Annotated in this window: 15 protein-coding genes; 13 read left to right on the forward strand and 2 right to left on the reverse strand. The window is 47.9% G+C overall.

Annotated elements, in window-relative coordinates; all coding sequences use genetic code 11:
• Positions 1 to 31: 31 nt before the first annotated feature.
• From BMY11_RS21135 to BMY11_RS21185, 12 genes are all read left to right on the forward strand, one after another.
• The gene (locus BMY11_RS21135) at positions 32 to 904 is read left to right on the forward strand and encodes a phytanoyl-CoA dioxygenase family protein (RefSeq protein ID WP_090580916.1); all 873 of its coding nucleotides are present in this window, start codon (positions 32 to 34) and stop codon (positions 902 to 904) included.
• Between the two features lie 170 nt (positions 905 to 1074).
• Entirely contained in the window at positions 1075 to 2124 is a 1050-nt protein-coding gene (locus tag BMY11_RS21140) for a LacI family DNA-binding transcriptional regulator (protein WP_256217676.1), read from the forward strand.
• A 33-nt stretch (positions 2125 to 2157) separates the two neighbouring features.
• Positions 2158 to 3021, forward strand: a complete 864-nt coding sequence (locus BMY11_RS21145) for a phytanoyl-CoA dioxygenase family protein (protein ID WP_090580921.1) — start codon at positions 2158 to 2160, stop codon at positions 3019 to 3021.
• A gap of 235 nt (positions 3022 to 3256) precedes the next feature.
• On the forward strand, positions 3257 to 3517 hold the full coding sequence (locus BMY11_RS21150) for a hypothetical protein (RefSeq protein ID WP_090580924.1): 261 nt from the start codon (positions 3257 to 3259) through the stop codon (positions 3515 to 3517).
• Positions 3518 to 3995: 478 nt separating this feature from the next.
• Positions 3996 to 5216 carry an MFS transporter gene (locus BMY11_RS21155; RefSeq protein WP_256217693.1) on the forward strand — a complete coding sequence of 407 codons (1221 nt, stop codon included), beginning with the start codon at positions 3996 to 3998 and terminating at the stop codon, positions 5214 to 5216.
• Between the two features lie 192 nt (positions 5217 to 5408).
• Positions 5409 to 5531, forward strand: coding sequence for a hypothetical protein (locus BMY11_RS29405; RefSeq protein ID WP_256217677.1), 123 nt, complete (start codon positions 5409 to 5411; stop codon positions 5529 to 5531).
• Between the two features lie 20 nt (positions 5532 to 5551).
• The gene (locus tag BMY11_RS21160; protein WP_177182753.1) at positions 5552 to 7138 is read left to right on the forward strand and encodes a hypothetical protein; all 1587 of its coding nucleotides are present in this window, start codon (positions 5552 to 5554) and stop codon (positions 7136 to 7138) included.
• A gap of 613 nt (positions 7139 to 7751) precedes the next feature.
• Entirely contained in the window at positions 7752 to 8360 is a 609-nt protein-coding gene (locus BMY11_RS21165; RefSeq protein WP_090580930.1) for an MSMEG_1061 family FMN-dependent PPOX-type flavoprotein, read from the forward strand.
• Between the two features lie 51 nt (positions 8361 to 8411).
• Positions 8412 to 9038: a hypothetical protein gene (locus BMY11_RS21170; RefSeq protein ID WP_090580933.1), complete on the forward strand. Its 627-nt coding sequence runs from the start codon at positions 8412 to 8414 to the stop codon at positions 9036 to 9038.
• A 40-nt stretch (positions 9039 to 9078) separates the two neighbouring features.
• Positions 9079 to 9996: an ATP-dependent DNA ligase gene (locus BMY11_RS21175; protein WP_090580936.1), complete on the forward strand. Its 918-nt coding sequence runs from the start codon at positions 9079 to 9081 to the stop codon at positions 9994 to 9996.
• A gap of 27 nt (positions 9997 to 10023) precedes the next feature.
• Positions 10024 to 10335: an antibiotic biosynthesis monooxygenase gene (locus tag BMY11_RS21180; RefSeq protein WP_090580938.1), complete on the forward strand. Its 312-nt coding sequence runs from the start codon at positions 10024 to 10026 to the stop codon at positions 10333 to 10335.
• Positions 10326 to 11537: an iron-containing alcohol dehydrogenase gene (locus BMY11_RS21185; RefSeq protein WP_177182754.1), complete on the forward strand. Its 1212-nt coding sequence runs from the start codon at positions 10326 to 10328 to the stop codon at positions 11535 to 11537. Before BMY11_RS21180 ends, BMY11_RS21185 begins: the two co-directional genes overlap by 10 nt.
• A gap of 111 nt (positions 11538 to 11648) precedes the next feature.
• Here BMY11_RS21185 and BMY11_RS21190 read toward each other — a convergent pair whose 3' ends face one another.
• A complete protein-coding gene (locus BMY11_RS21190; RefSeq protein ID WP_256217678.1) occupies positions 11649 to 12104 on the reverse strand; it encodes a hypothetical protein in 456 nt (151 codons plus the stop codon).
• A gap of 131 nt (positions 12105 to 12235) precedes the next feature.
• On the opposite strand from BMY11_RS21190, the gene BMY11_RS29410 reads away from it, so the two are divergent.
• Positions 12236 to 12367 carry a hypothetical protein gene (locus BMY11_RS29410; RefSeq protein WP_256217679.1) on the forward strand — a complete coding sequence of 44 codons (132 nt, stop codon included), beginning with the start codon at positions 12236 to 12238 and terminating at the stop codon, positions 12365 to 12367.
• Here the strand turns inward: BMY11_RS29410 and BMY11_RS21195 are convergent.
• Positions 12336 to 12680, reverse strand: a complete 345-nt coding sequence (locus BMY11_RS21195; protein WP_090580948.1) for a helix-turn-helix domain-containing protein — start codon at positions 12678 to 12680, stop codon at positions 12336 to 12338. The two genes, BMY11_RS29410 and BMY11_RS21195, sit on opposite strands and share 32 nt — an antisense overlap.
• Positions 12681 to 12725: the final 45 nt, after the last annotated feature.

Below are 12725 nucleotides of genomic sequence, written 5' to 3' on the forward strand. Positions count from 1 at the left end.
ACCACAAAACTGGAAATGGGGGAAATGGGAAATGAAAAAAGTAATGGTTGGAGAGTGTGAATTTGAACTTGGTGGTAAATATATAACTGAAATGAGAGACTCAAACGATATTCTAGACGATACCGAAGCACTTCGGGAACGGATGCAGGAAGACGGGTATTTGCTCATTCGCGGGCTGCATGACCGAAATGAGGTTCTTGAAGCACGTTTGGAAGGTCTGCATATTCTGAACGATAGAGGCGAGCTTGATCCAAATTACCCGGTTGAAGAGGCTGTAATCGGTGCTGGCAGTAGAGGCGGCATGTACACAAACGAGAAATTGCCCAAGTTGCAAAAAGTCGTTGAAGGCCACCGCATCATGGAGTTTTTCGACCGATTCCTAGGTGGAGAATCAATGACATTTGATTTCAAGTGGGCTCGGAATGTGGGCAAAGGGGAAAGTTCAGCCGCTCACTACGATATCGTTTACATGGGCCGCGGGACAAAGAACCTGTATACAGCTTGGACACCGCTCTGCGATATCAGTTACGAGATGGGTGGCGTATGTGTTTGTCTCGGTTCGCAGAATTTAGAAAAGATCAAACAAACGTATGGACAAATGGATGTGGACCGTGATGATATTTCCGGCGAAGGCTTCTCTAAAGATCCAATTGAGATGGTGGATAAATTCGGCTGCAAGTGGGCTACAACCGAATATCGAGCCGGTGATGTACTCATTTTCGGCATGTACCTCATGCACGGTTCTTTGACAAATACGACAAACCAGTTTAGAACCAGCGTCGATACCCGCTTTCAGCTCCGCTCGGAGCCGGTGGATGAAAGATGGGTAGGTGCAAAACCGCGGGGACATTACCAATCGGGTAAAGGAAGTATGGAAGAAGCTAGAGCCAAATGGGGAGTTTAGGCTAATTTCTGCTGAGAACATAGTGAGGGAATATGGGCAGGAGACTCTATTTGACAGTCTTCTGCCTCTATTTTATCGTTGGGAGCAGTGGCCTTATCGGGTGATTCTCAAATTGAATGTGATTGTAATAGATTGACACAATAATTTTGTGAAAGATACAATTATAAATAATGAATAATCGATTTACTAAGAAAGGTGTTTATATGTCCGGAATAAAAGAAATTGCCGAACTTGCACAGGTCTCAGAGGCAACAACTTCACTCGTTCTTAATGGTAAAGGTGATGCATCACGCATTTCTTCCGCTACACAACAAAAAGTATTTGAAGCCGCAAAAACATTAAATTATAGGCCAAACATCTCGGCTCGACGTCTACGTAACGGTGGGGAGAAAGTTCTGCCTGTTATTGCTCTGTTGTGGACGTTAGATTCTCGTGCTTCTTTGGTAGGTCCCTTCCTCAAAGGAATTCAAACTACAATTTCCAATTATAATGAAGAATTTGATCTAATGATTCAACCGTTTTTGGGATCTCAATTAAGTGAGATACGCAGCCTTATAACAGGAACGCGTTTCAACGGAGCTATTATTGTAAATCCAACGGAGCAAGATGAACAATTTCTTGAGGCGGCCAATCCTAGCATCCCAATTGTCTTATACCAAAGAAGTTCACAGAAATATTCGTGCGTTAATGTGGACAACTTTAAGAGTGGGCAAGAAGTTGCAACTTTATTTGCAAATCGAGGGCATCGCGAAGTTGGAATAGTTCTGCCTAACGTTTCCTCTACTGCAATACGGAAACGAAAAGAAGGCTTCCTCACCATGGCAGATGAGCTTGGATTACATGTACGACTAGAAAATATTATATTTAATGACTTTAATGAAACCGGCGGTTACAACGCTTTTCAAAAATTAATGCAATCTTCTATTCTGCCGTCCGCAGTGTTTGTTGCAAGCGATCAAATGTCTGTCGGAGCACTGTCGGCATTGAATGAACAAGGGATACAAGTCCCTCATGATATTGAAATTGTCAGCCACGATAACTACGAAGTTTCAAAGTTCACAATTCCCCCTTTAACAACAATGCATATACCACTTGATGAGATGGCCACTGCTTGTGTGCAAATATTAGTCGATTTAATGCATCATCAAGTAACCGCTCCTATCCATAAAAATTTTGAGACCCATTTAGTCGTACGTGAAACATGCGGTGGATTTAAATAGAGTATGATCAAATGACCATGGGAGGTATGCGACGTGGAGACGAATTTGAAGGATCCTTATCAATTGTTAGATGAAAACGGTTATGTCGTTTTGAAGGGTGTTCTTTCGGAAGTAGAAACGGATTCCGTTTTGAATGTCGTTGCACAGGTTGTCGATCGGAAAACGGAAGAATTGTTCAAGCAAGGATTGATATCCGATAAATACGAGGAATTGCCGGTACAGACAAGGTGGGTAAAGATTTGCGAAATGTACCCGCAGGAAGATAGGCAATGGAACGAGGAAGTATTCAGCGAAGCGCTTTATCATCTTTGCTCCAATCCTAAGCTGCTGGATGTGGTTGAACATTATGTGGGCTCTGAAATCAACGTGAACGGCGACTATTGGTTGCGACCCAAATTGCCTCACGAAGAGAAGACAACGATTCCATGGCATCAAGACAGTTTCTATTATAACGGCGTGCAGAGCGGCAATCTGGCTTACAAAATATTGAGCATTTGGATTCCGCTTGTCGCTGTAGACGAGAACAATGGCTGCATGCAAATCATTACCGGCAGTCACAAATGGGGGCTCCTAGACTATCAGGATACAGGAAACCAGACAAGAGTGCCTGTAGAGGATGTTGAACAACGCGGAGAAGTGATTACGGTGAGGATGAACAAGGGGGATATTCTGCTCTTTAACCAGTTGACCTTGCACCGTTCCTTGCCGAACATATCCGATGGCGTCCGCTGGAGCATTGATTTGCGTTACACGCCCGCGGATCAGTCGTTCGATTGGCATTCCTTGTCTGACGCTTTTTTCGACAAAGCGCATCCCTGCTTCGTGGCGCGAAGCCAAGATCAAGGCAGGGTGATGGGCTGGGAAGATTGGAAAGCCAAAAAGCTAGCGCAGGCGTAGAAAAAGACGTAGGGGCTAGAGCATGAATCCGAACAGGTGCCATGTAAAAACGGATATCTAAAGAATAGACTACTTCCTAATTTCGAGGAGGTAGTCTTTTTATGTTGTTAAAGTTTGCTTAGCTTCAATGAGAAAGGATTGTAAGGACTAATCTTGATAACCTTGCCTGTCGACAAACTGTATCTTATGTGATACAATATGTATCACAATTACAATGAAAGGAGCGCGATAATAAATGATACCTTCCTTTATTAAAGCTTTGGCATTGTTAATCGGTATTTTGAGTAACACCCCCACTGAAGTTTCCGAATACACAATAATAGAATGTCCTCATGAGCATTGCTATGAAGCAACAAATGGTTCAGATAATCTTTGTTTGTTCAACGAAACAAATATTCAGCAAGATACACCCATGTATGCAGGTGACAAAGTATATGTTATTTTCCTTCTCAATGAAGAACATAGGGTGGTACGAGTTATCAAAGCCGAGCAATGATTGTATTGGTCCCGTCTAATTGGGGCAACGTCGGCGGGAAACTAGAGGATTCTCCTTAGTTCACCGAACTTGTGGAAGTCCTCTTTCCTTATGGACATGGTTCAACGCTTATTGACAGCCAAAGGATAAATCTGCTACTATCATCAATGTAAGCGAATTCATTACGAGGAGGTCCAACAATGGGAGCCAGCAAAGTCATGGAAACAATTGCACATGAATATTTTGCGCGGCCTCGCATGGACTTCAAGTAAGAATAATCGTTTCTACGATTGTTACGAAACCAATGTCCACTGGTGCATGCCAGTGGTTTTATATTGTTCTCGTACAATTCGTCCTTAGGGATACGATTCTTTTTATCTGCAGCCAGAGGCCAGCGCGGTCTGTGGTTTTTTGCGTTCTCCGCAGACGATAAATCGAATATAGCCCAGAGAGGGAGATTCATCTGAACAATCGTCAATCCGAAAAAGTATTCTATATGATGAGCGCTATCATGGCGCTCGCGAATTCCATCATGTTCACCACTTACGCTTTGTATTATGTAAACGAACTAGGACTCAATCCTTTCCAGCTTGTATTGGTCGGGACGTTTCTGGAGCTCGTTATTTTCTTGCTTGAGATTCCTACTGGAGTATTCGCAGACACCTATAGCCGACGACTCTCGGTCATCATTGCATTTTTCATCATGGGGGCTGCCTATATTCTTGAAGGTAATGTTGTGCTGATCTCGGAGAGCCTTCTGCAAGGCGCCGTTTCGCTGTTCGTCCTAGTCGTATTAGCAGAAATGATCCGAGGAGTCGGTGAGACCTTCCTAAGCGGCGCACAGCAGTCATGGATAACGGACGAGGTTGGTGAAGAGAGAATAGGCAGGCTATTCGTACGTGCTGGTCAATTTCAGCAAATCGCTTCGATTACAGGAATTATCCTCAGTGTCGTCTTGTCTACGATCGCACTAAACCTGCCTTATGTAATAGGTGGGGGGCTGTATGTTGGGCTGGCTGTCTATCTGCTTATTGCGATGAAAGAAACAAACTTTCGCGCAGCTGCCCGGGACGATCTCAATTCTTGGAGCCAGATGCGGGCCACTTTCAAAGAAGGTTCAAGCTTCGTTAACAAATCACCAGTCCTCCTTCTTATTCTGATCGTAAGCCTATTCTCTGGCGCATCGTCAGAAGGATTTGATCGATTATGGGAAGCGCATTTCATTACCGATATTGGACTTCCTACTTTCAATGATTGGAATAGTGCGGTATGGTTTGGTATTTTTGGCATTTGCGGTATGCTACTTGGCTTATTGACCAATGAGGTCGTCATTCGAAGAATAAACCTGGAGAATCGTTCTGTTGTCCGGAATCTGATGCTGATACTGGTCATATTGAAAATCATTTGTGTGATCGCGTTTGGCCTTGCTCCCAATCTTGTTTGGGCGCTTGCAAGCTTTTGGTTGCTCGGTATGTTCAATTCGGTCTTTTACCCGCTGTATTCGGCCTGGCTCAATCAACATATCGAATCGGGCACACGTTCAACTGTGTTGTCTTTCTTGAGTCAAGCTAACGCTATCGGTCAAACTGCAGGCGGACCAGTCATAGGCTGGGCTGGCGTGCGTTATACGATTAGAGTGTCCATTGTATTATCGGCGGTTATGTTGGTCCCACTCGTATTCGTCTTTCAAAAGCTGCGTAGGCAGAAGGAGAACGGCTGATCAACGGTTAAGTGGTTAAGGTGGTTAGTGGCTTCATGGAAGTTCGTATATGAACTTCTGTGAAGCTTTTTTTTTGAACTTCCGCTCCCAAACAATATCTGATAAACTAGCATAATATTCTGGGTATTGCTTTCAGGTAACCCAAAACGTTATTGACCGCAAGCTTAGATTGGAAGCGCTTTAGGAAGAAAAGTGGAATTCAACAAAGAGTATAAAGCGTACAGCGAGACGCCAGCAGGCAAAATCACGATTACGGTCAAGCGGAATCTGGATCGTAACGTCTATAACGACAAGCCTGTTATCGTCGGAGAATAATACAATTGGAGCGTGAAACTTTGAGTAACTTATCGCCTGTCTATCCGAATCATGTCAATATCATTAACTTCATTCGCGGTGTTGAGCCCCGGGAGCCAATTGATCTAATCGAGCCGGTAAGAGAACAGCTAGCGCTTGTGCAGAAGCACGGTCTTCGGGCAACGTGGCTGCTTCAGTACGATGCGCTGATTAATCCCGATTTTACGGATTTGCTAGTGCGCGAAGCGGATGCGGGGCAGGAGATTGGCGTATGGTTTGAAATTGTGCAGCCGCTAACGGAGAAGGCCGGCATCCCTTGGCGCGGCCGATTCCCTTGGGATTGGCACTCGCATATCGCTTTCTCGGTCGGATACACGCCAGAGGAACGGGAGCGACTAGCGGATGTGCTTATGGATGATTTCCGCACGAAGTTCGGTCATTATCCACAATCCGTTGGCTCGTGGTTTATGGATGCGCATTTGCTTGGGTATCTCTCGGACCGCTATCATATCGTAGCTTCCTGTAACTGCAAAGACCAATGGGGAACGGATGGCTATACGCTATGGGGCGGTTATTACAACCAAGCTTACTATCCGAGCCGCCTGAACGGGTTTATGCCTGCACAGACAGAGGCGAATCAGATTCCGGTTCCCGTGTTCCGTATGCTGGGAAGCGATCCAATCTATCAATATGACGCCAAGCTAGGCGGTAACGGTCAGGCCGTTATTACTTTGGAGCCGGTCTATTCGGGCAAAGAGGGCGGAGGCGGTATTCCGGAGTGGGTAGAATGGTTCTATGACGTCAACTTCCGCCAGGAGCAGGTATCATTCGGCTATACGCAGGTTGGTCAGGAAAACTCCTTCGGTTGGGCCGCGATGAAAGACGGCCTTATCCAACAGGTCGACTTGCTTGCCGCTAAACAAGCGGAAGGCGTGCTGAAGGTGGAAACGCTGGCGGAATCAGGTCGCTGGTTCAGACGCCAATATCCGGTCACGCCAGCTGCCTCCATATGCGCACTGACGGATTGGCGGAACGAAGGCCGTCAATCGGTATGGTATAACAATCGGAATTACAGGCTTAACCTGCTGAATAACGACGGCGAGCTCTGGATCCGCGATATTCACCGGTTTGATGAGCGGTACGAGGAGCGGTATTTGGACGCTACATGCCCGGATAAGAATGCTCATTACGATACGCTTCCTGTTGTAGACAGTGCCCGTTGGAGCAACGAGCAGACGTCTGCAGGACTTCGTCCTGTTATCTATGACAACGAAGGAAATGCTGTACTGGTTAAGGTGCAATCGCTCATCACCGATGAAACAGTGGAAGGCGAGCTTACGATCCTTGTTCGCTTGGAAGGCGAGCATGAACTGCGCATTCGCTGCACAGAGCAGGCAATTACTATCTCCGCTGATATGCCGAACTGGGGACTCCTGATGGAATGGGGAGACGTCGAAGACTTGCCGGAGATTCGTCTCGAGCCGGAAACGATCGGGTATACGTTTAATGGTCACCTGTATAAGCTCGGACTGTCCGGCGTGCGGCAGGCTGATCGAAGCAGCGATGATAATGGTGCGAGTCGCATTGAACTGCGCGCTGCAGGTAAGGAAATGCTGTTGCAGCTTTAAGATAACGTTTCAAAGAGAGCAGAGCTTCTCATGAGTTCAATCGAACTTGTGGGAAGCTTTTTTTTGCCTATTGTGTTAGTGCTGGAGGTTGCTGCAATTTGTGCGAGGAAGCAAGAGGTTGTAGATGCTGTTGCGCGAAGTCTTAGCGTACCGTTTCTGTCGATCCGCCAAGGATAACCCAGGATCCGTTACTGGAGGATGATCGAAGGGATGATGAATATGATCATTAGCCAATCCAGTTCTGTTGCAATAGCCGCTATACTTTTGACGCTAACTGCAAGTTGTGAAGCGATCGCGAACGCGTGTAAAAGAACGATACTTATGAAGGAAGTTCCCTCTCATATGCAAGGTTAATTTTTTGGGATATTGGCGACGCTTCAAAATACGAATAATGGGATCTCTATGTTTGCAGCCGGGTTCCTGCTCGAAGTTATTGCATCACGAACATTTGGTTTAACAGGAGGAATTCTGTTCCTTGTGGTAGCAGCTGGTTTTGCGCTTTTATTCTTCATCAGACCAGGCATTTCTCATCCAGCTTAATCTTGTCATTACCCCCATCAAAGGGTAGGATGAAAGCATCTCTATTTCAAGAAAGAAAGGAAGTATTCCGACGATGAAATACAATCCCGAAGAAGACGAAATTATTGATTCTGCTGAGCGATTGCGGGAGCTAGTTGGCGTACCGCATGAGGCGGTTGTGAAGAAGACAATTGACCATATCGACGATCATGTTCGAGGCTATTTGGCGAAGTGTCCGCTGTTCTTCCTAGCAACTGCGAGTGCAGAGGGACAATGCGACGTATCGCCTCGCGGTGACGGACCGGGGTTCGTGCAGGTGCTCGATGATCATACGCTGGCATTCCCTGAACGCATGGGGAACAGAAGAGTTGATTCGATGATCAACCTGCTGTCCAACCCAAGACTTGGCATGATCTGCATTTTGCCTGGGATGAATGAGGTGCTCCGTATTAATGGCCGCGCCCAAATGATCCTCAATGAATCGCTGCTGGAAAGCATGGCGCTAAATGGTAGGAAGCCGAATTTGGCAATCAAAGTTACGGTAGAAGAATGCTTCATTCATTGCCCGCGGGCGCTCAAAACTTCCGATGTATGGGATGCTGAGACGTGGCTGAGCCGCGAGGAGTTCCCTAACATTCAGCGCATCTTCGAGGATCATATTACGAAAAACGGATATGTGATCGCAAGCGAGTCGAAGGAGTAGAAGAGCTCTAAGGAAGCTCTATTATCGTATATAAAGGAGAATTTTCTACCGATGAGTGAATTTACAGCAGGCAATCTTGTTTCCATCCAACATTTGGAGCAGCTTGAACGGTTTAACCCTACCTATAAAGGACCATTAAACGAGAAATGGGCTGTGTTTTTTACACCGAATCCGGATATAAGCGAATCACCACCTGATGATATCTTTGCAGGGTCGAATGAGATTCCGATTCTTTACTTTTTTAATGCGGAGGATCATGGCTGGGGCTATTCGATTGTTCATGAGCAGCAGGTTAAAGCAACATTCGAGCTCTCTTATGAAATGGAAGAGCTGTTTCTGATGAACATGGTCCAGGAGCGGTATCCGGATGAAGATCCGATCGAGCTGCTGTATCTGGGCGAGAACTCCGATCGGCTTAGAGAAGAACTGATGGAAGAGCTGCAGCAAGATCAAGAGTTTAATCAGCGTCTGAGCCGTATATTCGACAACTGTCAGGTGGAGCAGTTCCGTTTATTTGATATTGGTGATGAGTCAATTGCGGGGCTTACGGAAATGATGACCTTCAGTTATTTGGAGGGGTTAGAGAGCCCGCATGACTTGGTTGATCAATTCAAGCAACTATTGCAGATTGATGATATGAGCTGGGTTCGGCCTGATCGTACTTCGGATTATCTCTAAAGTATTGCGGCGACAATGGTGATAGGGAGGGATGTTCAAGATGCTCTTTACAACATTGAAGCCGATGCTTGCAGGCAGAGGCAAGGAAGTGTTCGATGATGATAGATTCATCTTCGAGCCGCAATATGACGGCGGGCGTCTTCTACTTCATAAGCAGCGCGAGCGTGTAGAAGCGTATACGCGATATGGGCATATCGTCACGAGCAAGTTTCCGGAGCTTCTTGAAGCGGTCCATGCAATTAAAGCGGATACGGTGATTCTGGACTGTGAAGGCATCTGCTTGCGAGACGGGCGGCCCATATTCGATGACTTCAATCATCGTGGACGGCTTGGCAAAGCAGCTACAATTGCACAAGCAGCTAAGTTGCATCCGGCGACCTTCGTTGCCTTCGATGTGCTTTATTCAGGAGAACGGTCGCATATGGATGAGCCGCTCATGCAGAGGAAGGAACGGTTGGCCAGCATTGTAGCGGATTCGCCTGTGCTTTCGAAGACGCTGTATATAGAAGGGAAAGGCGTGGCACTCTTCGCCCTGACCAAGGAGAAAGGCATGGAAGGGATTGTCGCAAAACGGCGCGATTCTGTCTACCGGCTGGACCGGCGATCACCTGATTGGCTGTCGATTAAGCATGTCCGGACGATTGATGCTGTTATTGTCGGGTACAAGACGAATCCATTCGCGCTTGTAATTGGACTGCATTTTCGCACAATGAAGAATAAGCCTGTCGGCACTGTGGAAGAAGGCATCAGCCCGGAGGATAGGCAGGCGTTCTTGGCTATTGCGGAGCAGCTCCACACGCAGAAGGAACGCCAAACGGGGACGCAGTGGATTGTGCCGAGACTGTGCTGCCGGATCGATTACCTCGATCGGACGGAGATGCATCAGCTACATACGACCTACTTTCGAGGCTTCTTGCCTCATCAGCGGCCGGAGGATTGTGTCTGGTCTTATAACTAATCTTAAGGTGAGAGGAGTTGCCTGCCAATGATTGTAACTATTGTAAACGTATTCGTGTTGCAGGAGCATGTCGAGGCATTCATAGCCGCGACGCTGGATAATCACCTTGGTTCCGTGCAAGAGGACGGCAATCTACGGTTTGATATTTTGCAACACCGGGATGATCCGACCGTGTTCACGCTGTATGAGGCGTATGAATCGGACGAAGCGGCAGCGAAGCATAAGGAAACGAGCCATTATTTGAAATGGCGGGATACGGTAGCACCTTGGATGGCGAAAGCACGTGTTGGTACGCCGCACCGGGTCATAGCGCCTGCGGAGGCTTCGCAATGGCGGTAAATTGGCAAACGGCTCCATTCACATTTACTGGAACACCTCAAATCATATTCGGTATTGGTACGCTTCATAAGCTGGTTGATGTGCTGCCAGAGGGAACGCGGCGCGTTCTGTTTGTAATGGGCGGCTTTGGACAGTCGAACGCGGATAAGTGGAAGCGTGTTGCAGATTCGCTTGCTGCCGCAAGCATCGCCTATGATATCGTCTCTATCCGCCATGAGCCTACGGTGGAATGGGTGGATGAGGCGGTGGAACGCTGCCGCAGTGGAGCTCCGGTGGATGCGGTTATCGCCATTGGCGGCGGGAGCGCGATGGATGCGGGTAAAGCGGTATCCGCGATGCTGACGACAGAGCCAGGCGATACGGTGCTGCATTATTTGGAAGGGCAGCCGTCATTCCGAGCGCATAAGGGGAGCAAAGTCTTCTTCGTCGCCGTCCCGACAACGTCCGGAACCGGCAGCGAAATGACGAAGAATGCCGTGATCTCCATCAAAGGTGGTTTCAAGCGTTCATTGCGGCATGACCGGTTTATTCCCGATGTCGCCATCGTGGATGGCAGCCTCACCATGAGTTGCAAGGCATCGGTGAAGGCCGCGAGCGGTCTCGATGCGCTAACGCAATTGATCGAATCGTATGTATCGACGAAGGCTTCGCCGATGACAGATGCGCTTGCTTTATCCGGTATCGAAGCTGCTGCGGGTAGCTTGCTGCCGATCTGTACCAGCGATGCCGAGAATGTGGAGCTGCACGAGCGGATGGCTTACGCCTCCATGATGTCAGGCATTACGCTGGCGCATGCGGGGCTTGGGCTTGTTCACGGTTTTGCTGCGCCGCTCGGCGGTCAATTCCCGATTCCGCATGGCGTCATCTGCGGAACGCTGCTGGCGGAAGTGACGAGGCGCAACATTGAACATTTGCGTCTAGCAGAAGGGGAAGCAGCTGCTGTTGCCGCTATAGGCTTGGCGAAGTACGCTGCTGTCGGCGCACTCGTAACTGGTCATCCGAAGGAAGATGTGGAGGGCTGCCGCGTGCGGTTAGTTGAGACGTTAGAGGCATGGACGGAGTCGCTGCAAATCCAGAGGCTTGGCGCATATGGCGTCCATGCGGAGAATCTGGATGCAGTGCTTGCTGCGTCAGATAATAAGCAGAGTCCGATTCAGCTGGACAAAGCTGTGATGCGGGAGGTATTGCTGGCGCGGATCTAGTTAGCATCTAGCGGAGTGTGGCCTGTGGCGAATAGAAAAGAAGACTGTTTCCTTGAATGAGGAAGCAGTCTTCTTCTCGTTGGAGTGAATATTCGGATCTGTAAAGCTGGCCTACCGGATTGTAATTGAAGCTAAATCCCGGATGACCCAGCTCTTGCTCTCGGTGTCCGCAACTTGATCCGCATAATGCGTCGCTGTCTTAGCGGCTTTTTTCATGTTCTCCGCTTGCTTCAGCACAGCATAAGCTCTAGCGGCGGCCTCGTAGCCGTAAGCGATATAGAATGGTTCGAGCTCCGCAGCCTCGCTGACCTCGATGCAGCGGTTCGAATAGGCCAGCGCTTGCTCGCCGCTTTGGGTAACAGCATATACGCGCGCAAGCTGCCAATAGCCGATCGAGAGATTTCGCTGCGTATGCTCCGACGCCTGCGTCCAGTGCCAGAACGAGCTGTGGCACAGATGCACCATCATTTCATCGTCGATGGTAGTGCGGTCCTTCTTATCTAGCAAATCCCAAACTTGATTGAAGCAGGAGGAAGCAAGTGCTTTATGTGTCAACGTTGACGTCAATTGGATCAGCTCCTGTAGCATTTCAGTTTGTCAAGCATTTTCCAAAGATTTAAAACGGTATATCAAATCTCGTTCCTCATTCTTATACTGGTCATAGATAATAAAATTCCGGTTAGGGGACGAGCGAGAAGATGGATGAACTTCGCAGAGCCGTTGAAGAGTTAATGAAGGAAATTCCTGAATTGCGCGATGTGTCAAGCGATGAGTTGATTCAGCTCATTCAGGCGCTCCTTATTGCAGCTCGTCAAAAACAAGCTGAATGATCGTCTCCAGCTTCTCTCTCGTGCGCTGGTTCGCAAGATTAATGTTGTAACGTGCAACGAGATCTTTAATAATCATTTCTTCCCGTGTGGCCGACATCGGTCTGTGCTTGAACTCCTTGCCTGTCGTTAACCAATCCACGCTCACCTCGAAGTAAGCGGCGATCTGGGCCGTCATTTCGTGGCCGGGTTCACGCTTGTTCGTCTCGTACATGCCTAAGGTGCTTTTCCCAATGTTAAGCCGTTTCGCAAACTCCTCTTGGGACATATCTTTTCTGTACCTCAAATATGCGAGTCGTTCTCCGAATGTATGCAAAGTGCACCTCCATCAGCAAAGCGCTAATCAACTGATATTATATCT

Origin of the sequence: Paenibacillus sp. OV219 (genome assembly GCF_900110075.1) — a bacterium.
Classification (GTDB): Bacteria; Bacillota; Bacilli; order Paenibacillales; family Paenibacillaceae; genus Paenibacillus_Z.